20 protein-coding genes are annotated in these 25,932 nt (G+C 59.3%); 12 read left to right on the top strand and 8 right to left on the bottom strand.

What is annotated here, in order from left to right; translation table 11 throughout:
- Positions 1 to 73: 73 nt before the first annotated feature.
- Positions 74 to 943, bottom strand: a complete 870-nt coding sequence (locus HGO92_RS20785) for a hypothetical protein (protein WP_169998256.1) — start codon at positions 941 to 943, stop codon at positions 74 to 76.
- Positions 944 to 959: 16 nt separating this feature from the next.
- Entirely contained in the window at positions 960 to 3,149 is a 2,190-nt protein-coding gene (locus HGO92_RS20780) for an AAA family ATPase (RefSeq protein WP_169998254.1), read from the bottom strand.
- Positions 3,150 to 3,432: 283 nt separating this feature from the next.
- Between HGO92_RS20780 and HGO92_RS20775 the strand changes: the two genes are divergently transcribed.
- The 5 genes from HGO92_RS20775 to HGO92_RS20755 all read left to right on the top strand — a co-directional run bounded on the left by HGO92_RS20775 (position 3,433) and on the right by HGO92_RS20755 (position 7,695).
- Positions 3,433 to 4,623: an adenine-specific methyltransferase EcoRI family protein gene (locus tag HGO92_RS20775; protein ID WP_169998252.1), complete on the top strand. Its 1,191-nt coding sequence runs from the start codon at positions 3,433 to 3,435 to the stop codon at positions 4,621 to 4,623.
- Entirely contained in the window at positions 4,620 to 5,786 is a 1,167-nt protein-coding gene (locus HGO92_RS20770) for a GmrSD restriction endonuclease domain-containing protein (protein ID WP_169998250.1), read from the top strand. Before HGO92_RS20775 ends, HGO92_RS20770 begins: the two co-directional genes overlap by 4 nt.
- Positions 5,787 to 5,797: 11 nt before the next feature.
- Positions 5,798 to 6,013, top strand: a complete 216-nt coding sequence (locus HGO92_RS20765; protein WP_240974827.1) for a helix-turn-helix domain-containing protein — start codon at positions 5,798 to 5,800, stop codon at positions 6,011 to 6,013.
- Positions 6,014 to 6,280: 267 nt separating this feature from the next.
- The gene (locus tag HGO92_RS20760) at positions 6,281 to 7,015 is read left to right on the top strand and encodes a hypothetical protein (RefSeq protein WP_169998249.1); all 735 of its coding nucleotides are present in this window, start codon (positions 6,281 to 6,283) and stop codon (positions 7,013 to 7,015) included.
- Positions 7,016 to 7,470: 455 nt separating this feature from the next.
- On the top strand, positions 7,471 to 7,695 hold the full coding sequence (locus HGO92_RS20755; RefSeq protein ID WP_169998247.1) for a hypothetical protein: 225 nt from the start codon (positions 7,471 to 7,473) through the stop codon (positions 7,693 to 7,695).
- 165 nt (positions 7,696 to 7,860) lie between these two features.
- On the opposite strand, the gene HGO92_RS20750 is transcribed toward HGO92_RS20755, so the two are convergent.
- From HGO92_RS20750 to HGO92_RS20740, 3 genes are all read right to left on the bottom strand, one after another.
- Positions 7,861 to 8,586, bottom strand: coding sequence for a hypothetical protein (locus tag HGO92_RS20750; RefSeq protein ID WP_169998245.1), 726 nt, complete (start codon positions 8,584 to 8,586; stop codon positions 7,861 to 7,863).
- A 77-nt stretch (positions 8,587 to 8,663) separates the two neighbouring features.
- Entirely contained in the window at positions 8,664 to 9,044 is a 381-nt protein-coding gene (locus tag HGO92_RS20745) for a hypothetical protein (protein ID WP_169998243.1), read from the bottom strand.
- Between the two features lie 765 nt (positions 9,045 to 9,809).
- A complete protein-coding gene (locus HGO92_RS20740) occupies positions 9,810 to 10,871 on the bottom strand; it encodes a YeiH family protein (protein ID WP_169998241.1) in 1,062 nt (353 codons plus the stop codon).
- Between the two features lie 72 nt (positions 10,872 to 10,943).
- Here HGO92_RS20740 and HGO92_RS20735 point away from each other — a divergent pair, with 72 nt between their 5' ends.
- Positions 10,944 to 11,864, top strand: a complete 921-nt coding sequence (locus tag HGO92_RS20735; RefSeq protein ID WP_169998239.1) for a LysR family transcriptional regulator — start codon at positions 10,944 to 10,946, stop codon at positions 11,862 to 11,864.
- Between the two features lie 710 nt (positions 11,865 to 12,574).
- Here the strand turns inward: HGO92_RS20735 and HGO92_RS20730 are convergent.
- Entirely contained in the window at positions 12,575 to 13,909 is a 1,335-nt protein-coding gene (locus HGO92_RS20730; protein WP_169998236.1) for an MFS transporter, read from the bottom strand.
- 625 nt (positions 13,910 to 14,534) lie between these two features.
- On the bottom strand, positions 14,535 to 15,428 hold the full coding sequence (locus HGO92_RS20725; RefSeq protein WP_169998235.1) for a LysR substrate-binding domain-containing protein: 894 nt from the start codon (positions 15,426 to 15,428) through the stop codon (positions 14,535 to 14,537).
- A gap of 562 nt (positions 15,429 to 15,990) precedes the next feature.
- On the opposite strand from HGO92_RS20725, the gene HGO92_RS20720 reads away from it, so the two are divergent.
- The 4 genes from HGO92_RS20720 to HGO92_RS20705 all read left to right on the top strand — a co-directional run bounded on the left by HGO92_RS20720 (position 15,991) and on the right by HGO92_RS20705 (position 20,822).
- Complete coding sequence (locus tag HGO92_RS20720) at positions 15,991 to 17,109, top strand: LLM class flavin-dependent oxidoreductase (protein WP_169998233.1); 1,119 nt, start codon at positions 15,991 to 15,993, stop codon at positions 17,107 to 17,109.
- Positions 17,110 to 17,365: 256 nt separating this feature from the next.
- Positions 17,366 to 18,130 carry an SDR family NAD(P)-dependent oxidoreductase gene (locus HGO92_RS20715; RefSeq protein WP_169998231.1) on the top strand — a complete coding sequence of 255 codons (765 nt, stop codon included), beginning with the start codon at positions 17,366 to 17,368 and terminating at the stop codon, positions 18,128 to 18,130.
- A 29-nt stretch (positions 18,131 to 18,159) separates the two neighbouring features.
- Positions 18,160 to 19,758, top strand: a complete 1,599-nt coding sequence (locus HGO92_RS20710) for an aldehyde dehydrogenase family protein (protein ID WP_240974826.1) — start codon at positions 18,160 to 18,162, stop codon at positions 19,756 to 19,758.
- A gap of 296 nt (positions 19,759 to 20,054) precedes the next feature.
- The gene (locus tag HGO92_RS20705; RefSeq protein WP_169998229.1) at positions 20,055 to 20,822 is read left to right on the top strand and encodes an SDR family NAD(P)-dependent oxidoreductase; all 768 of its coding nucleotides are present in this window, start codon (positions 20,055 to 20,057) and stop codon (positions 20,820 to 20,822) included.
- A gap of 448 nt (positions 20,823 to 21,270) precedes the next feature.
- Here the strand turns inward: HGO92_RS20705 and HGO92_RS24765 are convergent, their stop codons facing one another.
- Complete coding sequence (locus HGO92_RS24765) at positions 21,271 to 21,558, bottom strand: tyrosine-type recombinase/integrase (protein WP_169998227.1); 288 nt, start codon at positions 21,556 to 21,558, stop codon at positions 21,271 to 21,273.
- A 986-nt stretch (positions 21,559 to 22,544) separates the two neighbouring features.
- Between HGO92_RS24765 and HGO92_RS20695 the strand changes: the two genes are divergently transcribed.
- Together HGO92_RS20695 and HGO92_RS20690 are read left to right on the top strand one after the other, a co-directional pair.
- Positions 22,545 to 23,045 carry a flavin reductase family protein gene (locus HGO92_RS20695; protein WP_205834853.1) on the top strand — a complete coding sequence of 167 codons (501 nt, stop codon included), beginning with the start codon at positions 22,545 to 22,547 and terminating at the stop codon, positions 23,043 to 23,045.
- A 1,664-nt stretch (positions 23,046 to 24,709) separates the two neighbouring features.
- Entirely contained in the window at positions 24,710 to 25,927 is a 1,218-nt protein-coding gene (locus HGO92_RS20690; protein WP_169998223.1) for a hypothetical protein, read from the top strand.
- Positions 25,928 to 25,932: the final 5 nt, after the last annotated feature.

The following is a 25,932-nucleotide window of genomic DNA, read 5'->3' as shown; positions in this document are numbered from 1 at the left end:
AGCGCATCTGGGTTCATGGGTTAGCGCTTGACGGATGGCGAGAACTAGAGCGCCGGAAGCGCCAGGTCAGCGGCTATCTCGGTGTGAACAGCCTCTTGGTTACAAGATGCAGCCCAGGCGATGGATTGGTGAAGCTTGAGCCAGTGTGGTTGGGATTGCGTGAGTGTTTGTTGCGGACGATTCGTGCTTTATCGAAGACCTCGCAGGCATTATTGAGGGAAATCGCCATGGCTAGCTGATTGGAAGTGAGCTGTCCGCTGAGGGTCTTGGAAATTCCGTCGTCATCGTGGGCTTCAAAAAGGGTAAGGAACTGCTTAGCCCACGGGCGTCCATGGGCTGCAGCTGAGCACATCTGCCAGGTCAAACGGGAAGCTGGCAGGGCGAAGACTTCGGCCGCAGTCGCTATTACTTCGCTGACGTGGAGCGGCTTCTTGACCACTGCGGTGGTCAAATTGTTTCGATCGAGGACCTTCTTAAGAAGAGCTGAGCGTTCCTCGTCAAAATCGGCGTCTTTATCGACCAACCTTGTGGCGCGCCTTTGATCCCACAAATTCTGGTACTCCAGATGCAGAGCCCTTCGCGTAACGAGTCGCGGATCAGCATCTCGAAGGATCCACAGAGCAGTTGAGGCTGCTTCAATAGAGCCTCGAATTAGGGTGTACGGCGCGAATGTATGTTGGGCTTCGGCATCAGCCAACAGAGCCTTCAGCGCATGCAGATGGTCCACTGCAGTATGGAGCAGGTAGCCGATAAGGTGCGAGACCTGGTGTGGCTCAGTCAGGGCGTCCGCAATATCTAGGACTGATCCAGAGCCGACGTTCCAAGCTTTCTGGCCAGATCGGTGCCACTCTTCGATTCGTTTGAAATCGAATCTCATGCCCGCCCCCGCCAATTCGGAGTCGCGCTGGGTCAACTGCTGAAAATATGTCTCTCGATCACTCATCCATGTTCTCCGCTGGTCAGCTCAAGCCAGGGCTGAGTCGCTTGACCTCGGAGTACAGTCCGCGTAGTGCCGCGTCTGACATGTCGATGATGGGCTCGTACATGAACGAGTTCACATGAATATTCTCAGGCGTCATAAGTACGACACTGTCGAGGATGTCCCGTGACTCAGCCGTGCCAAGATCGCGGCTCTTGAATGCTTGGAATAATTTCTGGGTCTGTAACCCCGTGATGGCGTCTGTGAAATCCGGGTCAGCTAGCTCCGCCACCATGTAACTTTCTGCGAGTAGTCGAGTAGCTATAGCTAGCACGATCTTGTTCTCAAAGTTCACTCCTTCAGGTGCCTGAACGGCGAGGTCGGCTTGCTCGATCAACAGATCGATGACGGAACCGTTCGGCGTCCCCCAGGCCTTACTGTCGAAACCACGGAACGTGTCAATGAAGATCCGGTCCAAGTTAGCCTGCGTGATGAGACGTGAATCGCTCTTCCAATGAAGGAGGGAGGTCAGCTTGATGTAGTCATCGTCGTCGGTGCCTTTGGTGTACTCGAGGATGTTTCGTACGAAGGGAATGGACGCCACCCTCTGCATTCCGTCAGCGAAGAAATTGTTCTTGAAGCCGTGGATAAAGGGGTTGTTGATGTGCTGGGCTTTGCTCAGTATGACCTTTGACTCCCCCTTCTGAGCCATGAAGCATCGGTCGTAACCGACGATGCCGCGACTCCTTAATGTTCGGAAAAAATCGAAGTTGTGCGTAAGCAGGACCAACTTAAAGTTCGTGTGATCCGCCATTTCCTTGAGGTACTGAATGATGGCGTACTTGTTCTTATAGTCAAACGAGTCGGCAAGATCGTCGATAACGAAAAGGGTCTCGCGGCCGGCCGCCTTGCGCGCCTCCATCTCGAAGAGCACGTTGAGGATATAGAGCGCCTTCTTCTCACCGTTGCTGAGCACCTGAAGAAGATCGTCCCGCTCGACTCCTCGAGAGTCGCCTCCATCCTCGAACTGGAAGACCAATTTGAGCATTGTCTCTTGGCCTAGCATCACCTTGTGCTTGTTCTCAGCGCTCAGCCTGAATGGGACAAAGAATCGATCGTTAAAGATCTTTATGACCTTCTCCCACTGCGTACTCTCGGCAGCAGCCTGTTGTTCAATGGCCTTCCGGCGGACCTCGGTGTCTTTGTAGCATTTCACCGCGTGCTGAAATGCTTCCTCATGCGTCTTGAGATATGACTTCCACACAGCCTGCTGGAAGGAATCGACGTTCGCGAACTCGGGCAGGAGTTCCTCATGGCTGCTGATGTACTCGAAGAACCTCTTAGTGTCGACGTTCTTTTGTAAAGCCTTCTCAACCGCGTCGAGCTTTTTTCGCAGGGCCTTGTCGTCCGTGATGCGTCCCCTCTCCTCGGCGATCAGAGCATCCAGATCGTCCCGGCTTGTGACAGGGTGGGATTCGCCATTGCCGTGCAGCAGTAGGGAGTGATTCGCGGCGAAGAATCCGTTGTCGCCGAGGCTCTTCGTAATGTTGGTGGCGTTGTAGAAGTTGAAAGAATTACGACTGAAAAACGTTGACTCGTCGAGAAGCTCGTTCAGCCGTGTCACGTACTGTGCGAGGGCCGATTGAAGAGCGGGCGAACGCAGGATCACATCGACTTTGTCGTTAAACAGCACGTCATAGGGCAGCTCAGCGAAGGGGGCGTCCTCCTGCTGTTCGACCTCATAGCTAATACGGACCAGTGCCGTAAAGAAGTTATCGTCCTGTCGTGTGAATACCCGCGAGATGGTGCGAACTACATCTTGCTTCGTTCCCGACTGAGCCCGAAGCGCACTCACGAGCTGCTCCCGCGCCTGGAAGAGGTCGACCTGAAGCGCTTCGTACTCCTTCCTCAGCTCGGGGTTGACGAGGAGAGTTGACGTGGATTCCGTCGGCCCGAATTCCTCGTCGTACGACAACACAACGACCACATCGTTCGGGTCGAGGGAATTACCCGCCTCATCGGTAACGCTGCGTTCGGTGTCCCGACTCGGAAACATGCGATCTGTTGTCTCTTCGCCTGAAGACAGATCCCCCAGTGTTCGAGCAAGAGAGGTCTTCATCGTGCCGTTCGGCGCATATATCGCGACGGCGTTACCCTTCTCGAATGTGAAGGTCGCGTTGAGTTCTCGAATCCCGTGGCAGTTTCTCAGCGCAACATTCAGTTTCTCCATGTTCACCAATCTAGTTGATGAGGTCTTCGCGACGGGTAGTCGCGTCGTGAACGACCGCTGAAGGAAGGAGCCAGCTGGAGGACCCCACTTCGCTCAGATCGATAATTGCTTAGCCAAGGTACTCCCCCCAAAGGAATTCTCCGCCAGCCTAGGAGTTTCGGTACCCCCGCTGTACCGATGAGTTCCAGCCCGAGAGCGCGGCCCGCCGCGTCGTGCGAGATCGCGCAGGTCAGCCCTGTAAAGTTTCTGATACAACCCGACGACCGGCACACGGAGCATGAGCATGACTACGACCACCAGTGGATCTTCGATCTTGAACGCCGCCAAGGCAGCGAAAAACGACGAGTTCTACACCCAGTGGGTCGACATCGAGCGGGAGATGAACGCCTACCTCGAGTACGACGCCGACGTGTTCCGAGACAAGGTCGTCCTGCTCCCCTGCGACGACCCCGAGTGGTCAAACTTCACGAAATTCTTTGCCCTGCACTTCGTCGATTACGGACTCAAGAAACTCATCTCGACGTCATACGCTCCGGACAAGAATCCTGCGGGCTCCTACTACACACCGACGCTCTTCGAGATGGGCGACCCGCGGTTCGACGCGACGAAGACCCGCCAAAACGGCAAGAAGTTCGTCCTCGAGCGCGACGACGTCAACGGCGACGGCGTCGTCAACATTGACGACCTCAAGTGGGAGTACCTCGAGCACGACGGCGACTTCCGCAACTTCGAGGTCACCGCGCTGCGCGACGAGGCCGACCTGGTGATCACGAATCCGCCCTTCTCGCTGTTTCGCGAGTTCATCGACTGGGTCGTCCAGGGCGACGTGGCGTTCTCAATTATCGGCAATCAGAACGCGATCGCTTACAAGGAAATTTTCCGACTGATCAAGGAAAATCGCATGTGGCTCGGGAAGGGGTTTCCGCGCAACATGGCTCACTTCCACACCCCATATTCCGTCCACAGTCCGTGGGTCGAGCAGAAGGGTGAGGGCATCGTCAGGGTTCCGGGTGTCCAGTGGTTCACGAACATAGAGCACGGACGCCGGCACGAGCCACTTCAGCTCATGACCATGGCGGATAACCTGCGGTACAACAAGAAGCTCATCGGCACACTTGACGGCAAAGCCGAGTACCAGCAGTACGACAACTTCGACGCGATTGAAGTCCCTTTCACGGACGCGATTCCCTCTGACTACGACGGCGTGATGGGCGTGCCCATCACCTGGCTCGCAAAGTACAACCCCGATCAGTTCGAGATACTTGGCACCGACGAGTCCGACTACCCGCCGACGAAAACCTACAAATCCAAGCGCAAGGTCGTGAACGGGGTCCCGTCCAAGTCCAACACCGGTTCGAAAGGGTGCTACATCCGCAGCGAGTCGTTCGGCCCCGGGAACTACTTCGACGTCGGTTATCCCGTCAGGCGCATCTACAAGCGAATCTTCATCCGCCACCGGAAGGCACAGTCGTGAAAACCACTCTCCAGCACTACTCGGCCGAGAAGATTACCGAGGGCTTCGTCTACAACGAACTCGAAGGCAAGGGGCTCTTTGGCCTGTCTGGCAAGCTCGTGATCCAGCCCGAGTTCCAGCGCCACTACATCTACAACGACGGCAAGAAGGACGTCGCCGTTATCGACTCCCTGCTCAAGGGTTACCCGATCGGGCTCATCTACTTCAACGTGGCGGGTGACAAGCTCGAGGTCTTGGACGGCCAGCAGCGCATCACGAGCGTCGGCCGGTTCGTCACCGGCAAGTTCGCCATCAAGGTCGACGGCAAGGAGCATACCTTCAGCTCGTTGCCTCCGGAGGATCAGCAGAAGATCCGCGAGAGCACTCTCCTGGTCTATCAGTGCGAGGGCACCGAGACCGAGATCAAAGAGTGGTTCCGCACCATCAACATCGCCGGCGTCCCGCTCAACAAACAGGAGATGCTCAACGCGATCTACTCCGGTTCATTCGTCACCAAGGCCAAAGCCGAGTTCTCCAACTCGAACAACGCCAATATGCAGAAGTGGTCCGCTTATGTGAAAGGTGACCCCAAACGTCAGGAGATCCTCGAAGAGGCTCTGCACTGGGTCTCCTCAGCCCAGGGAAAGACCATCGACGCCTACCTAGCCCACCACCGTCGCGATACCGAGATCACCGAACTGAAGAACTACTTCACCTCTGTCATCGACTGGGTGAGCAGCGTATTCGTCCGTCCACCCGACAGGGAGATGCGCGGGCTCGAATGGGGCCGACTCTACGAGGAACACCACACCACGGCCTACGACACCGCCCAGGTCGAGGTCGACGTCAACAGGCTGCGGGCTGACCACGCTGTCAAGAACGCCAAGGGCATCTACGAGTACCTGCTCGACGGCAAGACCCGGACCCAATTGCTCGACATCCGGATCTTCGACGAGAGCACCAAGCGGGCCGGCTACGAGAAGCAGACGCAGAAGGCGAAGGTCGACGGCACGTCAAACTGCCCGTTGTGCGCGCTCGGCAACGACAACAACAACTCGCGCATCTACCAGCTCAAGGAGATGGACGCCGACCACGTCACCGCATGGTCGAAGGGCGGCTCGACGGACCTGTCGAACCTCACCATGCTGTGTCAGATGCATAACCGTGCCAAGGGCAACCGGTAGGACTCATGGCAATGCGTCCTATGGACAACCGAGGCTTTGGCACTCGGATCCGTCAAGCACGCCAATCGCGCGGCTGGTCTCAGGAGGAGCTGGGCGCACGCGCCGACGTGTCGCGCCCGACCATCGCCCGCATCGAGCGAGGTGATGACGTCTCGACGGCGACACTCGTGAAGGTCGCGTCAGCCCTCGGGCTGACGGTGGAGATCAACGAGGGCGACAAGCACTGATCGCCAACGAGTGCCGGTTCCGTCCCTGATCATGAAGGCCATGGCGATGGCCACCCATCATCATGGGTATCGTCGCAGTATCACTGTTTCCCAATAAGAATGGCCGGGGAAAAGGCAGTATTTAGAGGACTTTATGGCGCGGTGCATTTGTCCGCGCTGACGGTCTCTCGGCCGGTCCTGTCTGCGTCAGAAGCTACGGCGACCGCCGGAACACGCTCCTCTCCGCTCTGTACAGGACGCCTCATTCCTTATGGAAGACTACGGCCCATGACCTCATCACGGATCACTGTCGCGCTCATTTGGAGCGCCATAGTTCTGGGCGTGGTCGCTTTCATTTTGTCACCGCTATTCGATTGGTCCCGAGAACGGGCCGAAAGGGCTTACGACGTGACCTTTAGCGACTTGGCTACTGGATTCCTTCTGGCATTGGCAGCGGCGGTCTTCACCCTGGCAGGGCAGCGGCTAATGCTCTCGTTTCAGACACAGGCCAAAGTCCGTGAGGAGTTGCGGGACTTTATCAGAGCCATGCACCCAGAGACAGTGGCGTGGGTAGCAGACCTTGACTTGTTCGTGCGGCAGATGCGCGCCCGCACCTTAGTCGGGCCAAAGCCCGACGAACTGGAGAGCACGAAAGCGGAAATCTCGGAGACGTGGGAAGGCGACCTGCTGCGCCGTACGAGACTCGTCAGATTCGGCCATCCTGATCCTGACGTGCGGCGGGCAGCCGAGGTCCTGGAGGACGAGATGTGGCCCTTCATAGTGAACGCCGGAAAGCTCGATCGTGACGAAGCGGCGATATTTGCGTCCCCGCCCAAGAAGGGAGAGCGGGCGGCGGTTCTCAGGGCTGTTGACGCCGCCTTGACGGAAGTGCGACGAACGGTTTATGCGGCTCCGCGGCGGGATGTGCCGGCCGGAGATGTCTATGACGGGACGAATCTTCCAAGCCGGTTAGCCCGTCGAATGGCTCAAGAGCAGAATGAGGAACGCCCAGTACAGGACTAGCATCACCCGATAAGGCAGGACCAGCCTTCAGATGAGAGGTCGCCCCGACGCCACGCTAGCAACCTGTGACAGGTGCCGTTGTCCGCCAGTCCGCAAAAAATTCCGCAGCAAATCCGCAAACGGCCCGGTTCCGCCCGCTACAGCCAACAGTGCAAAGCCCGGAATTACGCAGGATTCCGCGTTTCCCACCCCAAGCCAATGCTGCGCTTGAAGTTCATCAACGCCGATAACGGCGCATATGACGGGCTCTCGCCGTGGAAGTCTCCATCGATTCGGTTTGATCGGCGGAAGCAGAGACCATGGTGGGAGCTGGGTCAAGCAGATGGCTTCAGCCATTACCGGCCCTGGCCACTCCCCTCTCGTGAAGCTTTTCGTTGCGGCACGCAGGAACACGGGATGAAATTGCATCCGGCCGGGGACCTCTGACCTAGAAATTTTGAGGGAAAATGGATTCCATGACCACGACGCATGCCCGGAAGAAGGTCACGGCCACCACGGCGGAGGAAGCACAGAGGTTGCTCGATATCGTGGTGCAAGAACTTCGGCACCTTGCCGTTAGCGAGGGAACGCATGGCATCCTGGTCACCAAGACCGGCCCGGGCCAATCCACCGTGGAACTAAGCGAAAACGTGCCGTACGGCATCACAGAAGAAGCTGTTACGGACCTTACTGAATCCTGAGCAACTCCATCGCGGAGGCTGTCCGCACGACAGCAAAACCCACACAGGTGTGTTTGGGCTTCTGGCTACCCCTACAGCCGACCCGATCCGGCTCTTCCATTCCCCGTTCGAGGTTTGCCGGGGCACGGCGGGCCGCCCACCCGACTGGATGTGAAGCATATCTTCTCAGCAGCGGGCGCCCATTCGTGGCAGCTGGTAGTGGTCAGCTACCCGGTGGAATTCCGGATCGGGGCCGACGTTCTCGGAGATGAGTTGTACGAGGTCGTTACTTCCCGGTGCGATGCCGGCGTCGGCGCGGCGATCCCAGTAAGCCCAGCATCGCCCCATAAGTGTTTTTGACTGGTACGAGATTCCCAGCGGCTCAGACCCATCGAAAAGGTGCTGCTGCCGGATGACTTGGGCAAGCAAAGTCGTCAGGTCGCGGTTCTCACTCTCCACTGCTCCGGAAGTCAGAAGCTTGACCTGCTCGGTCATCCCGGCCACAGTCGGGGTAAGCCTTTCCAATGCGGCAATGGTGTCCACATGGTCGATCCTGACCCACCAGCCCTCGCCCGGCAGCTTAATCTCGTATATCGACCGGTCCATTTGCCAATCAATCGCGATGGTCCAGGGCGCATCGACCCCGTTGGTCCTGGCGTCCGCGAGCACCTGCTCGATATACCTGTTGGCGTCCCAGCCAATAGACTCTGCCGCCTTGGCGATCGCGGCCCGGTTCTTGCGAAAGCCAAGCAAGACCTCGGCATATGCGCACCTGCGGGAATCCGCCAAATAGATCGTAGATCCGATCGTGTCGAAACGGCCCCTCCGGTCCGCGGGATCGGAGCTGAAAGGAAACGGCCCAACAATGGAGTTGCGGTGAACAGTCAGCGCACCGCGCCGGTCCTTGGCCACGCGGAACGACCTCTCGGCGCCCGCAGCCACGACGCGGAAACCGGTTACTTCGCACGTGCGCTCTGCGACGATTGCACTCACGCGGCGTAGGTATCGCTAATGAACGCCTCTGCAGCGCCGATGACTTCGCGGCTGTGCTGCTGCTGGACATAGAGCACCGGCAGGTTCTCATCCAGGCGCGGGTTAGCACCCATCAGCCACGCCAAGGCCACATGCTTACCCTCGGCCATCTCAAGCGTCTTCCAAACCCGGTAGCCGAGCCGCAGGCGGGCCTCAATTTCAGCCCGGGGCTCAGGTCCGTCAGGCTTGGCCCACTTATAGGGAGAGGTCCGGTCCTTCACCCCTGCCATAGTCTGCACGACTGTAGCGCCAACGTTCTCGTTCAGCTCCCGGACCAAGTCGTGGATGTTCATCCGCGTAGCATCCAGATAAATCTCGTTGCGTGTAGTGGCCTCCATAAGCCAATGATTCCATCTTGAGCTTCGATAAGCAACATAAAATCAACACCTTAGCAACGCATATCCGTTGCCCCCTTCACAGCTATGCGAGCATTTTGGTCTCGTAAGGCATCCAGAAAAAGAGCTGTAGACGCCGATAACGGCGCCTGTGTCGTGGCCGCCGAAACACCGGTCGGGGCTCCGTTGGAGCCGCCAGGCAGCCAGCGGTTCGACGGCGGGAACACGCCGCAGCCCTGGAACAGATATGCACTCCTGAACGACGCATCCGCAAACCAGCTGCGAGTCTTCATCGTGGACCAGCTGAAGTGCCCGGACAGAGGACTGTGTCCGTTTCATACCGGCGGTTAAATAGGGAAAGCCCCTCGGGAGGGGCTTTCCTCGGGTTGGGCAGTTGACGTTTGGTATTGATCAGCGGTGATGCGCTCCTCCTCCCTGGGCGCTGTGCGCGCCCTGCCGGTTTCCGTAGTCAGAGACTCTAATAATTGCCCGGCTGTCCTTCCAGCAACATGACCAAGAATTACCGGCGCAAGGCAGCCTCCAGTTCAAGTACACCCCAACCCGGCCCCACTCGGATTTCCTATGTTGCATCTACCGACCCCCTTGAGCGGGCGCTTTCTCGAATGGGAGGCACAAAGGACGACTGCCAGAGCCGCATCGCGGAGCCATTCGGCACCGGTGTTGATGCTCCGGTTCCGGACCGACACGGGAAGCTGGCCGCGTGCAGGGCCCCCGTCCGGGTCCCTCTGTTCAGGCGCCGGCGCGGGCTCAGTCCGCAGGCGGGAAGGCGAGCGTGCCGGCCAGTGCGACGGCCAGGATGACCAGCGTGGAGGCTGCGGCCAGCAGCACGGGTTTGCCGCCCACTGTCACCAGTCCGCGGAAATGTACACCCAGTCCCAGGGCGAACATGGCCGCAGTCAACAGGGCTGCCTGCAGCCACTGCGCAGCATCTAGGACGGAGACAGGGAGGACGCCAGTGGTGCGCAGCAGCATGGCCGCGATGAAGCCGAGTATGAACAGCGGGACGATCGGCGGGCGTTTAGCCACGGCACCCCCGGGCTGCGTACGGCGACGGTGCCAACTGATGCCTGCAATGATGGGCGCGAGCATGAGCACGCGCGCCAGCTTCACGGTTACAGCCACGGTCAGGGCCGCCCCGCCGACGGCGCCGCCAGCAGCGACCACCTGGGCGACCTCGTGAGTCGAGGCCCCGATCCACATGCCCAAGGACTGGTCGGGCAAGCCCAGGAGCGCGCCGAGGAAGGGCACCAGCGGGATCATCAAAGTGCCGAACAGCACCACTAATCCGATCGCGGTAACCGTTTCCTGCTCTTCGGCGTCGGTGGCGCTTTCAACTGCGGCGACGGCGGCTGCCCCACAGATGGAAAAGCCCGAGGCGATCAGCAGCCGCTGAGTCAGACTGATGCCCAGTATCTGGCCGATCCACATGGTGGCGCCGAAGGTGAGGCCGACGGCCGCGACCACCACCAGCAGGGCGCCAGCGCCCAAACCGAGTATCTCGGCCAGCGACAGTTGCAGCCCCAACAGCACGATGCCGGTCCGCAGCAGCTTCTTGGCCGAGAGCTGCACCCCCGCAGCCCAGGACGCCGGCACGCCGACCAGGTTCCGCCAGACCACGCCGAGTAGGATGGCAAGCAACAGGGGGCTGATCCCGGGCAGCAACTGGGCGGCGGCCAGGACGGCAGCGGCCGCAGCCACGCAGGCGGCCAGCCCCGGCAGGATCCGGGTCCAGCTTGTCCCTCGTACCGGCGCTTTGGAAGCCTCCGGTTGCGTTGCCGGCGGGGCGGAAGTGGGATTCTGGGGGTTCATACCTTGTACCGTGTCATGGGGGCCCTGCAGGCAATAGCCGTCTTCGCGCCATGCCAGGCATATAATTCTGATATGTCGTTCCCTAATTCGCCGGTCCATCAGTGGCTACAGCTGCCGGCGATCCGCGTACTGGTTGCCGTGGCCGATGCCGGTAGCCTGAGTGCGGGGGCTCGCTCGATCGGCATGGCCCAGTCCAATGCCAGCCGCACACTCGCGACGCTCGAGCGACGTCTGGGCTACCCGTTGCTGAACCGCTCCGCACAAGGGTCCCGGCTAACCACCGAAGGGGCACTGACCGTCGAATGGGCGCGCGAGGTGCTCGACGCCGTCGACCGCCTCTCCGCTGGGGCCGAGGCACTGGGGGCCACCTCGGCCCCTGAACTGGTGGTCGGGGCAAGCATGACCGTCGCGGAGTACCTGGTGCCGGGCTGGATCAGCACCTTCCGCCACGAATGCCCGGACGTCCGTACGACCCTACGCATCCACAACTCCCGGCACGTGATCGACGGGGTGCGCTCCGGAGGAGTGGCACTCGGCTTCATTGAAACCCCCGACATCCCCGGCGACATCCGGAGTGTGCGTATAGTAACCGACTGCCTCGTTGTCGTCATCGCCCCGGACCATCCCTGGGCCGCTCGCACGGCACCGCTTACGCCTGCAGAGCTGGCGGGCACCCCGCTGGTGGAGCGTGAGGAAGGTTCGGGCACCCGCGCCGCGCTTGACGCGGTTATCGGCTCCAACAGGGCCCAGCCCATCGCCGAGCTGAACAGCAACTCGGCGATCTGCCAGAGCGTCATCGCCGGACTGGGACCTACGGTGCTGAGCAATCTGGCAGTGCAGGGAGCCCTCCGAGCCGGGCGGCTGCTCCAGGTCCCGGTTACCGGCGGAACGATGGAGCGCGACCTGCGGGCAATCTGGTTCGGCGGCCGCCGGCCAACCGGGGCCGCCGGACATTTCCTCGACATCGCCATGCAGGCCACGCCCACGCCATAGCCCGGTCCACAAGCTGCCCCACGGCGCTCTGAAGCAGATAGCCAACCGGGACGTGCGAGACGAAGTCCGTGCGCGCCAGCCGCCACCGTTGGGAATCCTGCCAAGTGTCTCTCGACATCCACGTGGAGCAGGTTCGAACCGGTGCCTGGTGGCCGGTCCGGCCCGAGCGGGGTCACGGAACTCTGTGACATCGATTGCGGGTTCACCTCGCGCCGGGCGCTCAGTTCCGTCAATCCCTCCCTGTGTTTGGGCCCGCTGTTCAACCACGTTGACCAGCGGGCATCCTGATCATCATTCAAATGGGGGGCCGTCACCGATCATCTGCTGCTCGGAGGCCTGACCGCTTCCATCGGCACGTCGGCGATGCTACGACAACGCGCTTGCCGAGACTCTGGTCAGCCTCTACGAGAATGCATCCGGCTCGGCCCCTTTCACGCCGGTCGCTGCAAGCCGTCCAGGACGTTGAATACGTGACCTTCGAATGGATCGAGTGGTCAACAACCGACACTTGTAGGGCACCACAGGTAATCATCTGGAAACGCCGAGATGGTCTGGGTCGTCCCGCGGTCGTCCTGATTGCAGGACGGCCTTTGTCGGCTCTTCCTACGCCAGGGCAGAAAAGCGGGCCCCCTCTGCCCAACTGGTGATGAGTCCGAGAACACCAGTGTCGAGGAGACCCGCTTTCGGGCAGCTTTCTATCTGCCCTGTTTCTACTTGCTGAACGCCTGTGCTTTTCGGCTACTGTGCGCCGATGCCGCAGCGATCAGGGCGATCGCTATCACCAAGAGAGACACGCCGTAGCTTCGTCCGCCGAACCATTCAACAAGAAGTGTGCCCAAGGCCGGTGTGAACGCGCCGCCAATCAGGGTCGCTAGCGCAATAGACAACGACATCCCCGTGTACCGGATACGAACGTCGAACATCTCGGCGAAAAGAGCCCCTTGGACGCCGCAGTAAAGGAACAAGAACCCTCCCAGGAGTACTACCCCGAGAAAGAGCATTACCGGAGTGCCAAGATCAATCAGCGCGAAGGAGGGGAAAGCGACAACTCCTACACCCAATGAGCTGAGTGCATAAACACGGTGACGTGGAATCCTGTCCGAGAGCGCGCCGCCGACGAGACAACAAACGAAGAAGACAGGTTGGGCCAGGAGGACGACGTTCAGTACGTCTGAACGGTTCATCTCCAGTTGCCCTGTGGTGTAAGACATCATGAATGTCGTCACAATGTAGTAAATGACTGTAACGCCGAGGTACATGCCGATACCACGGAGTGCCTGAACACGGTTCTTGCTGAAGTATTCTCCGATAGGTAGGGCACTCTTTTGACCGAGCTTCTGAGCCTCCTTGAATACAGGGCTCTCGTGAGTTGACAGTCGTACGAAGATCCCCACCAAAACGAGTACACCGCTGAAGAGGAACGGGATCCGCCATCCCCATGCCATGAACTGTTCTTCATCCACAATATTGCCGATGACCACGAACGCCCCGGTAGCAAGAGCGAGACCGATCGGCGAGGCGCTTTGCGGCCAGCTGCCGAAAAATCCTCGCCGGTTCGCTGGCGCGTGCTCCACGCACATCAACTGAGCTCCGGGAAGTTCGCCGCCCACTCCGAATCCTTGAATCAGACGAAGTACCACTAGGAGGATCGGGGCCCATATGCCGATGGTGTCGTAGCCTGGTAAAAGGCCGATGGCGAACGTCGCGACGCCCATGACGAGGAGAGTCATGACCAGCATGGATTTGCGGCCGATACGGTCTCCGAAGTGGCCAGCTATAGCCGCGCCGAGAGGTCGAGCGAAGAATCCGGCACCGAAGGTTGCGAAAGCTGCAAGTGTGCCCGCAAGGGGGCTGAACTGCGGAAAGAAGAGTTGCGGGAAGACAGTTGCTGCAGCGGTTCCAAAGATGAAGTAGTCGTAATATTCAATGGAGGTTCCGACCGTGCTCGCTGCGATGACCTTTCGGATCCCGTTCTTCTGCTCGGTCTTCGGCGACGACGTCCCTCCGTCGGGATCAGGCCGCACCAGATCAGTAGTTTTGTCCACTTTGTGACTCCTTCGGTTGGAATGACATAACTGTGCTGAGGACCCTGCAGTAATGATGAGCTCTTGGAAATGGCGTCGATGCTGATGCGTGCGGAAGCCCGAAAACCGTCTTTCATAACCCTCGCGCCCCAACACGACCCCGTCGATGACTACCGTGCGGGGGTTCGCCAATGGTGCGGTGCCCCGAATTGATACACGCTCATATCTGCTGTCCGCGGTCTGTTCATAGTGACTGGCGATGTGACGTGGATCAAATCGGTTTTTCCTTCCCAGGTCATAGATGCCACTTATGACGGCCTACCTGGCCACTTCGGATCATGAGGGTCTTTAAATGCAATTCCGGGACTGGAGCGCTCCAGTTTGGCGCCCTCTCACATGGGGGTAACGGGGGGGCGAAGCCAACCACGGTGCCGGGCAATGGGCCATCAGGTGGGACGGATAGCCGGATAGCAGACCTTGAATGGTTCGAATCGCCCCACAGTCTCTTGGATACGTGTTTCCCCCGAAAGAGAAGAGATCGGTGCTAGCGAGTGATTTCAAACATGATCACGCAAGGCGCGAGCCAGCGTGAAATGCCAAGGTTCAGTTGGATTCAGTGGCAGTTTTCGAAGAGCGCACGATTCACTTAATCTGTGATTTGGTGCTGATCGTCTTTCGCCATTCTAATAAATGCTTGCGCCGCGTAGGACAACCGTTGGGTGTGGTAATAGATATAGAAAGGCCGTTCTATGGGAGGGTCCGGATACTTTATGAGTGCACCGAGTTCACGTGCTACCTCCGCCCCTTGGGCTGGAACTAAAGCGCAGCCTGCGCCACCCGCGACCAGTATGGGAAGCGTGTCCATAAAGGGTGACTCGATGGAAATCTTCAATTCCTCCCCGGCCCGTGCGAACTCTTGATCGAGGATGCGACGCATTGATGTGCGAGGAGGTGCGACAACAAAATTTTGCTGAGCAAGTTCCCTGAATTGCACCGTTGGCCCGTCGTTAACCACCGTTCCGGGAGGTAACGCGATCACCATATCTTGAGAGCCTATTTTCCGACGCCTTACACTTCCCGACACCTCTTCGTCGGAAAACGAAACAAGTATTTCGACAGGGTTCTTGTCGAAATGCTTGACAATATTATCCTCCCCAAAATAAGAATCAAGATGTACCGATACCTGCGGATAGCGCTCCCGGAATCGGGCGACCCAGACAGCTACGGGCGTCGCTGCCAATGCAGGCATTGCGGATATATTCAAAGTCCCGCGGGGTACGTCTCTACTCTCGTCAACTGCAGCAACGGCTCGGATAGCGGATTCAACCAGTCGCCGAGCCGGCCATACCAGCGCCTCCCCGGAGGGTGTCAATTGCATCCCCCGTGTCGAACGTTGGAACAGTTTTACCCGCAGCACTCTTTCTAAACTCACTATGGATTGAGACAAAGCCGGTTGGGTCATATGCAATTCCGCGGCAGCGCGTCCGGTAGTTCCATGATCGACGATTGCCAGGAAGTGCCGTGCCTGGCGAACTTCCACGGTGGACTCCTTCGTCTTCGGTCGCGCTATCTAAGATCGCGAGCAAAGCGCAATAACGATCTGTTGTGGCCTGTCGCTGTGGACCTGCCGTTCACAGTATTAAACCTTGTACCCGCCGTGACCTGTACCCGTACCCTTGTGCAGATCTACCGGGAGGGAACCCTTACGATACTAGAACCCTTACAGGGACCTCACGCCCACATCCTCGCGTTGGTCGAGGTAATTCCCTTGTACTGACGCTGTCCCCCGCGTCGATGCGTAAAGTGTCGGGTCCGGTGATGAGGTCGCACGTGGCCAACTTCCCTGCACGAAACCATCGACTCTTGAAGTCCGAGTACTGCTGTTACAAGTGTGCGCTCCCTCCACGTCTCCACCAAGGACGAGGGCCACGGCGATAAGCCCACCGTATAGAGGGCAGAAGAGAAACGACTTAGCCGCGGTGTGATTCATTCCATAGCTTGGGAAGGGCAGATAGCAAGAGCAAATAGCTCTTCAAAGTCACTGCCAATGAAATTTATTCGAGGCAGATCCTCGACAACCGATCAAATCGCAGGAGGCGGCCATGACGGTCGAGTTTGGATGGTTCATTCCCACTTGGGGAGATACTGCCGCATTTGGAGTCCCCGAAGCTGAAGCGGCGCCCAGCATGGAGCTTTTCTCCGGAGTTGCTCAATCCGCAGAAAAGGCCGGTTTCGAGTACATCCTAGTCCCCGTGCAAACTAACTGCTGGGACGCATACATCACATGTGCCATGATCGCCGCAAAGACGGAGAAAATCATTCCCCTGGTCGCGGCGCGACCCGGTTTTATCGCGCCCACGGTCATGGCAAAAATGCTATCGACATTCGACCAGCTGACCGAGGGACGGGTGCGCGTCAATCTAATCGCTGGAGGAACCTCCAGCGAATGCGAAGCCGACGGATCGTTCCACAGCCATGACGAGCGCTATGAGTTGTTTGACGAGGCGCTCGATGTCATGAAACGGGCCTGGACTGAAGAAGAACCCTTCGACTTTGCCGGCAAGTACTTCAAGGCCAACCAGATTCTGGTCAAGCCCAAGCCCTATCAGAAGCCTTTCCCTCCCATCTACCTCGGAGGACTGTCGGAAGCTGCCAAGAACCTCTGCGCGAAGCATGCAGACGTGCATCTGTTCTGGGGGGATACACCTGACACAATCGCAGAGCGCGTCGCTGAGATGAACGCGCGTGCCGCGACTGTAGGGCGTACATTGCGTTACGGCATGCGGTTGCACATCATCGTCCGCGAGACCGAAGACGAGGCCTGGGCGGCGGCGCGGGCGCTCATTGCCCACGCTACTCCTAAACTCCAGCAGGAACGCGCAGCGCTAGGCGATCAGTCGGTAGCGAATGACCGCATGAAAGAGCTTGCCAAAGTCGAGAACCATATGATCGATCAGCATCTCTGGAGCGGCATTGCGACCGTGCGTGAAGGAGCTGGAGTCGCAATTGTAGGTAACCCCGAGCAGGTTGCAGGGACAATCCGTCGATTCATGGATGCTGGTTGCTCAAGCTTCTGCCTGAGTGGTTACCCCCATGCGGAGGAAGCGGAGCGTTTCGGCAGACTGGTCATGCCATTGTTCGCAGATGACCTTGCGAAACAGAATGCCAATGTCGAGCACGCTACCTCATTGATTCAGGAACTGGAGCCCGTCCAGGGTTGAGTGGTCTGGCACCGACTCTTCTATATAAGAGCCGGTGCCGGACCGCGGCGCCAAGCACAACGCGGGTTTCTTGATTTCCCGGGTGTTTCACTTCGACCACACATCACTCGTGATGTCTGCTGACGATGGTTTTGCTCTTGTTGCGACTTGCGTCTCGAGTAGATGTCCATTCCCAGCGGCATATTAAATCGCGACTTGCATTCACTGAAAACCCAACCCCACCCTCGTCGAATTTCGACCGATTGAACAGGAAATTATGTCTACGATTGTAATTACCGGTGGTGCGACTGGAATTGGTATGGCCACAGCCAGAATTGCTGCTGGCAATGGATATCATGTAGCAATCGCAAGTCTCGCTGACACGATGGATGAAGCAAATACCCTGGTAGATGAGCTGCAAGCGCAGGGGTCGAAGGCCGTGGCGCTGACTACAGACATCACCGTCGAGGAGGAAGTCGTAGAGTTTTTCCGGCGGGCAGAAGCGGACCTCGGACCAGTTTCCGGTCTCGTAAACGCTGCCGGCCTTATTTACTCCGCCGACTGCACCGAATTGGAGGCGGATAAGGTTGCGGCATTAATGGCTGTGAATGTAACCGGACTCATGCTGTGCTCAAGGGAAGCCGCCCGTTCCATGATGGGAAACGAAAACAATGGCGGAAGTATTGTCAACGTTTCTTCCATGGGGGCAACTATCGGTGGGCGCGCCCGCGGTGCATGTTATGCAGCGTCGAAAGCTGCAGTAGATTCTTTTACCACGGGAATGGCAAAAGAGGTAGCAAAATGGAATATACGAGTGAATGCGGTACGTCCTGGATTAATTGATACAGGCATGACCAGCGAGATACTCAATGATCCTCGCCGGAAAAAATCCATCGAAGAGTCGATCCCTATAGGTCGCGTGGGTCGAGCACACGAAGTGTCAGAGGCGATTATGTGGTTGATGTCGGACAAGGCTTCCTGGATCAGCGGCGCACACCTTGATATCAGCGGCGGAGGATTCCACGTGACGGGATCTTTCTGACAAATTGCACTCTTCCGGATTCCTTCAAGATGAATTCCGGAGTCGTTTCAAACAATCGTGCGCCGGAGCTTGATAAGGAAATCTTCGATTCGCCGAGTATCACCGCCAGAATGCCCGAACAGCTCAACATCCACACATCCACACATCCGCCAACATCAAACAGTTTTGATTATTTTGTAGCCGAAACTACTAAGGAGTCAGCAATGACAAATGAACACTACTCCAAGTTCTACATCAACGGATCGTGGGTCCCCGCCCGCGGTAGTGGCCAGATTGATGTGATCAGCCCCGTCACCGAGGACGTAATTGCCTCCGTTCCTGCCGGCAACGCCGATGATGTCAACGCTGCCGTTGCCGCAGCAAGTGAAGCCTTCCCACAGTGGGCAAGTACCTCCGTGGACAAGCGCGCTGCCTACTTGCGGGCGATCGCTTCCGGGATGAAGGAACGTTCAGACGAACTGGCACACACCATTACCAGTGAGATGGGGACTACCATCGACTTCGCCTCAGCAATGCAGGTCCCCATGGCAATCCAAAGCTTCGCTCTGGCCGCAGATATCGCAGAGGCCTATCAATTCGAACGCAACGAGGGCTCCTCAACCATTATCCGCGAGCCGGTCGGAGTCGTTGGAGCCATCACTCCCTGGAACTTCCCACTCCACCAGATCGCAGGGAAGGTCGCCTACGCTCTCGCCGGTGGCAGCACCATCGTCGTCAAGTCCAGCGAAATTGCGCCGTTGTCTGCCTGTCTTTTAGCCGAGATTATCGACTCTACCGGGCTGCCCGAGGGAGTCTTCAACCTGCTAACGGGTACTGGAGCCGAGGCCGGCGAGCCCCTGGTTTCCCACCCTGACGTGGATATGGTCTCCTTCACCGGTTCCACCCGTGCCGGCAAGCGTGTGACCGCGCTTGCGGGAGAGACGATCAAGCGGGTTTCGCTCGAGCTCGGTGGAAAGAGCGCTAACGTCGTGCTCGACGACGCTGACATCGATGAACTGATGCCGCACGCGATGCAGTGGGCATATCTCAACGGCGGCCAGGCCTGCGCCGCTTTGACCCGGCTCGTTGTTCCAAGGCAGATGCTGGGCCGCGCTGAGAAGGCGGCGAAGGACGCAGCGGAGTCCCTCCAGGTTGGCGACCCGACAACCCCAGGTGTCCAGCTCGGCCCGCTTGTCTCAAAGGTTCAGCAGGACCGGGTGCGCAGCTATATCGAGCAGGGCGTCAAGGAAGGTGCCAAGCTAATTACTGGCGGCAGCGAACCGGTACCTGGCCTCGAGAGCGGCTACTACGTGAAGCCGACGGTGTTCTCAGAAGTAACGCCTGAGATGACCATCCATCGCGAGGAAATCTTCGGGCCGGTACTGTCGATCGTTCCCTATGACACGGACGAGGACGCCGTTCGTATCGCCAATGACACGCCCTACGGCCTCGCAGGCGCTGTCTGGTCGAAGGACACCGACAGGGCGCGTACGATCGCTGGGCAAGTGCGAACCGGCCAGATCGCCATCAATGGCGGAGACTTCAGCATGAATGCACCGTTCGGGGGGTACAAGCAATCAGGAAACGGCCGTGAGTTCGGGGTCCACGGTCTCGAGGAATTCCTGGAGATCAAGTCACTGCAGTACTGAGTCTGCCCATACAGGCGTGATGGCCCCGTTCGAGCGCGCGCTCAAGCGGGGCCATCATTCGTCCTGCGAAACACCGCTGTAAGCGGCGTCGGCGGGTCTGGCTGCCGGACCCCTATCTGAACCAGGACCTCGGGCGTGCTGGATCGCCGCCGATGTTGTCCAGCGAAGGGCGGAAACGCAGGCCCGGATCGAGCAGCCACGCACACTCGGGGGCGGTTTCAAGCACGAGCAGCGCCAACCTGCGCACTGGCAGAAATCAAATCCGAAATTGTCCTCATCACGAAAGAGCGATACGCATGAATGGAAAACTGGATGGGTTGCGGGTCCTGGTCACAGGCGCGGCAGGGGGGATCGGAACAGCGGTGGTGGATGCCGCGATCGCCGAGGGTGCGGCGGCGGTGATTGTTGCCGATGTTACCTCCGAACGTGTGGCTACGGCCGTCGGGCGGTTGCGCCAGCCCGAGCTGGACGTGTTTGGGATTGCGTTGGACGTAAGTGACGAAGCATCATGGCACGGCGCGATGAAAGAGGTGTCATCCACACTCGGCGGCCTTGACGTCCTGGTCAACAATGCGGGCGTGACCAACCGAGCCGGGGTGCTGGACACCAGAGTCGAGGATTGGTCGCGGGTGATTGCGGTTAACCAGACCGGTGTTTTCCTTGGTATGAAACACGCAACGCCGGTCATGCGAGATTCCGGCGGAGGCGCCGTGGTTAACATTTGTTCCTTCGCAGCGTTCACGGGTTATGAGGCGGCAGCCTATACAGCAAGCAAGTGGGCTGTACGTGGACTGAGCAAGGCAGCTGCGAACGAATTGGCTCCAGCAGGGATTCGAGTCAACACCGTTTGCCCCGGCTTTGTGGAGACGCCTCTGACTCAAGACGCTCCCGCGCTCGTCCAGTCGTTCTCGTCCTTGGCGCCCATTGGTCGCGCATGCCAGCCAAGAGAAATTGCCGATGGGGTGGTGTTCCTGGCTTCGGAAGCGTCCTCCTATATCACTGGCCATGATCTCCTGATCGACGGCGGATACATGGCCAGCGCTACCCGGTTCCTTCAAGCATGACGCCGGTTAGATTGAAACGCGAAATTACCGCCGCATCTGGCCGCCGGCGTCTTCCGGACCGAGGCCTCGATCGTCGTGCTCTTGCGCCCACAGGGAAAAGGAATAAACCCACTGCCACCGCTTCCGAACTGGTGCCACCCAGCGTAGTCACCAGTTCATTTCGCCACGGTCACCGGATGGATGATTCGGAGTCTCGTCATGGCTGGTCCAGCGCTCCCTGAACAATGTCATGATTGAGCTGCCGGACGTCAATAACCTGCAGCTAAAGAGGTTGGGAATCAATGAACGCCCTTCCTGAATGTTAGCTCCGAAAAATAGGACCATTTCCGCCAGCTGAAAATGGCCACGGCTGTTGTTCTATTGCGCTTGAGGCCAGGCGTTGGCTCCGCATAGGTCGACCTTGCCGCGCCCCCGACTATACCGAGCAGCTGCCAGTTCGGGCTGGTCTTCAGCGTCCTGCTGTGGCAAGCCTCGGCGTAGTCACAGGCTCTCGAGGAACGCGAAGACTTTGTCCGTTGTTTAGTAGCGACCTGATGCTGCCGATGCGGGTCTGGTGAGGGCGGGGCCTTCTCCTTGATAGCGATGTCGGCTGGACGTAGGCGTCTGTGGATCGGATGTCTGCGTGGCCGAGCCAGAATGCGATTACCAAGGTGTCGACGCCGGCTTGAAAAAGGGACATGGCGCGGCTGCGACGAAACACGTGCGTGTGGATGCTCCTCCCAGCAGTGAGGGACATTGTTGGGCAGCAGTCCTCGCGTGCGTGTTGGCCTGTAGCGCGACCCGCAGCAACGCCTCGACGGGCCGGCGAGCGGAACCTTCGCGTTGATTGCATCCTTTGCCTTCGCAGCGGGACGTTGCCCTGGAACCCAGCGTGATGTCGCGGTAGCCCAGGTTCGCGAGTCCGGAAACCCCGCAGGCCGGACTGGATGGCCAGAAGCATCAGGGCCTTGTCCCGCAGGGCTTCCCATCTGGACTGATCCGGCGCGGCGACGAGGGCGTTGATCTCGGGTGGTGTCAGAAACGTCACGGTGCGCTCGTCGAACCGCTTCGGCGGGATGGCGAGCACGCGCTGGATCAGCAGAGCATGTTCGGGGTGGCGCGGCACCCCGGAGAAGAACAGCGAGCATATTGCCGTGAGACGGACATTGCGGGTCCTGACGCTTTGTGCCGTTCGTGCTCCAGATGGATAAATAACCCGGAGATCCTGGTCGCGTCCAGGTCGTCCCAATCCGGTTGCGGCAGCGTCGCGGCATGGTCCCTACCATTCGAAGCTACCGGGCGGCAACCGGAGTTCCGAACCACTCTACTGTTGGCCTTAGGCAGCCAGACGGCCAGCTGGACGTTGAAATCGTGCGGCTCGACGTGTAGGACCTCCGGAGAAGGAAGGAGGTCTCCAATTAGCTCTTGAGGGGTTCCACAATGCCTTTGTTTGCCGAGCTGAGCTTCAGCTGCATGATTCTGGTAGCCAGGGCACCGGCGAAGGCCGCTACGCCTGATCTACCGGTTACGACGGCAGATGCCCGTCTTCACATGGCAGCACGAGCTGCCGGAGCAAGTAATCCGAGCAGCGTGGTTCCGCGACGAGGAGGACGACTGCAGCCTGTCGATAGGAGGAGCCTATGCCGGGGTTCGGAAACGCGACTTGGACACCCCTGCAAGCACGCTCGTAGCGTGAAGTGCAACAGATCACATCCTGTTTCACGGATTACTAAGGAGTGCATGATGACCATCGTTCACAGCGAGGCCCGGATCCTGGATCCCGCGCAGATGCGCACAGCAATGGCAGCGATTCCTACAAGCGTGTCCGTAGTCGCCGGTGACCGCACCAGCACTCCGGCCGCTATCGTAGTCGGCTCGTTTGTGTCCATCTCCCTCGACCCCCCGTTGATCGGGTTTTTCGTCGGTCTCGAGTCCACGAGCTGGCCACATCTTCAAGCCTGCTCCCGGCTTGGCATTTCGGTGCTCAGCAACGAGCACCATGAGCTGGTGCGGGCGATCACCAAGAAGCACGCGGGACGTTTCGATGAGGATAATTGGGCGTCAGGCCCCCGAGGGGAAATGCTCGTGCGGGGTGGAATCACCCATATGACTGGACCCATCCGCTCTGTCACCCGGGTCGGCGACCACGACTTCGTCGTCGTCGAACTCGAGTCCGCGCAAAGTGATGAGGAACGAGCACCGCTCGTGTTCCATGGGCGTTGCCTAACCACTGTGCAGTCATAGGCCCGGACACATCTGACAAGCAAAGTACCCGGGGGCCAAAGCCTCACTGACGTCGGTGATGTCACCACCCGAACCTGTCCCTCATCGAAGGACCGGCCTTCGCGCTATCTGCTGAGGATCGACGGGGTGGGCGAGACGGGGATAGGCGAAGGGTCAACAAACCGCCGGCGCCTGGGCCGCTTGTTAACCACGATAAACCTTCCACTTGTTGACTTCTTCTTTGCATCCCCTCTCCGCTTGTCGCGCCTATCCAGGAGCCGCTCAATGCCTGAATAGACGACCACTGCCCACATCCATACAGCTCATCTGGCTCGAAGGCAAGGAGAAGTTTCCCTGCAGATTATTGATCGGGGAACGAGACGCGCAGATCTTGAGATTCATGCGGAACGGAGAATTGAATTGACCAACTCGACATTGCCACGATGGGCCATTCAACGCGTAGCGGCCCTCCTCACCGCAGAGGAGCGGGTCGGAAAGAAGTACTGGAGCAACGAAGACCTCGCCCGAAGTGCTGGCTTGAGCAAGAGCCTAACCCGCCGCTGCGTTGAACATCTCAGGAGCCCTTCACAGGTCCAGACAGCCCATACGACCGCAGACCAGGCGGAGTGCACTTGGAAATTCTCTAAGGAACACAGGCCTGCCGCACCCCCTATCAACTAAGACCCCATTGATCTCTGCCTGTGCAGCTTCGGGCGCCGGCAGCCCCTCGCCAGTGGCAGCACCTGCCTTACCTCCCCCGGTCTGCCCAGGACCTCGCAGACCTTCCCGCTGTCGCGTTAGGCGGTCCTCCAGCGGACACTTTGGCGCATGCCGGGGCAGTTGGCAATCGCGCCGGTAAAAGCGCTGCTGATCAGAAGAACAGCCGGAAGATTGAATCCGAAAGTTTCCGTAACCGGCGGTTCCCGCGCAATACCAGGCCACCGGCCACCTAAACACCGGTCCGGGCTCCGTTGGAGCCGTCAAGCAGCCGGCGGTTTCAACCGCGGCAAATACGCTGCAGTCCCTGGAAACAGATATGCACTCCTGACCAACACATGCCCCCATGCAACTCCAGGCATTTATCGTGAAACGGCTGAGGTGCCGGACCGAGGACTGTGTCGGCTTATACCGGCGGATAAATAGGGAAAGCCCCTCGGGAGGGGCTTTCAGCGGGTTGGGCAGTTGACGTTTGGTATTGGTCAGCGGTGATGCGCTCCTCCTCCCTGGGCGCTGTGCGCACCCTGCCGGTTTACGTAGTCAGAGACTCTAGTAATTGCCCCGGCGCTCGTCCAGCAACATGACCAAAAATTACCGGCGCCAAGGCAGTCTCCAGTTTGAAGGACACCCCACAAGCTGACAAAGTACAGCCGGCCGGAGTGCGCTTGCCCACGTCATGGCCGTTCCAAGCATATTCACCATCGTGTAGCCGATGAGGCAACCGCCGGTGAGCAGGTAGCGGACCCCCATTGATGCCCATGAAGATCAGGACGGCCTGAATGGTTCTGCCGGGGTGCCTTTTGAACACAGCGGTCGGGTTTGCAGCTGATACTGCCGTTTTCGCCCCCGGACCCTCGTCGGCATGAAGTTGCCGCGCCCATGCACCTCTTGGGACTCCCCTCTTATTGATTGGTCAGACGGGTTATCCGCGGAACGGGCTGGGTCTGCGTGGTAACGTGGCACACGAAATGTCTAAACATTACCGGCTGAAATTTCTGGGCTTTTCCCTGACAGTGCTGTTGGGTGTGAGCTCCTGTACCCTGGCCCCGGACTCCCCGGGCGCCGAACGCGTTGAAACAGGCGGACCGCTGGCGGGGTCTTCCGCACCCGCCGGGGACACACAGTATTTTCCGGGGTTCCGCCCCGTGTCCGGTGTGTCGGTCGACAGCGCCCCTGCGGAGGCCGGAACGGTTTTCCTTGGCTCTGTTTTCCCCGGCAACGGCAGGGCGGACCTGAGCTTCTACGGGTTCAATGCCGCGAAGACCGCTTGGCGGGTGGACACGAACCCGTCCTGCGTGGGCACGGTGGTGACCGAGGTTAACGGCGAGCCGGCCGTCGTCATTTTGGATTCCGATGCCAGGACGGACGGACAGGGCCCGGTAAGCGTCGTCGTGGCGACGGCGTTCGCCGCGGATGATGCGGAGGTGCTGTGGGGGCCGACCCGGGTGCCCGGTCCGTCTGCTGGATCCGGGCTGATTTTTGCCGATACCCCCAAGGCGCTCACGGCCGACCCGCCCCCGGGTGTCCTGCTTGATGCCGATACCGGTGCCGTCGTTGAGGTCGGCACCGGAACGGCGCTCTATGAGCATCATGGCACTGCCCTGGCTGGCAGCGAAACATCATTTTCGGCCTTCGATACCGGTTCCGGCAACATCCTGTGGTCGTCCGCCGATCTGCGCCGGCCGGCAGGGGCAGATCCGGAAGCCACGGTCCGCTTTACCGGCGCGTACGGCCCCTCGACAGGCGGAATCGTCGTCCTGGAATGGGACGCAGGGGACGCGGAACCGGTGCCGGTGGCGTACAGTCTGCGCTCCGGAGAAGAACTGGGGCAGGTTCCGGGCGAGCCGGCCGCGGCGGCCGCCGTGGATGAGGCAACGGGCACGGTGCTGCTGACCTCGGAGGCCCGGAACGGGTCCCGCGTCCTCCGGGCCTTCAGGCCCGGCGCCGGCCTGCTTTGGCGGAAATCCTTTGACGAGGCCCGCGTCTCCTCCATCGGCGGCGGCGCCGTCTTTGCTCTGCTCAACGGCGTGGCAGCCCGAATCGATGTTGAGTCCGGGGCCATCCTTGACACCGGTGATGCCAGGCTTCCGGTGTCCGTCCTCCCGAACGGCACGGCCCTGTTTCCCACCCGGAAGCAGAGCACGTTTGCCCTGGCCGTACCCGACGGGCCGGCGGGCAACGGCTGACGACG

Source organism: Crystallibacter degradans (genome assembly GCF_012952295.1).
GTDB lineage: Bacteria > Actinomycetota > Actinomycetes > Actinomycetales > Micrococcaceae > Crystallibacter > Crystallibacter degradans.
The sequence above is the reverse complement of the archived record's forward strand: the minus strand, read 5'-3'. Positions and strand labels throughout refer to the sequence as shown.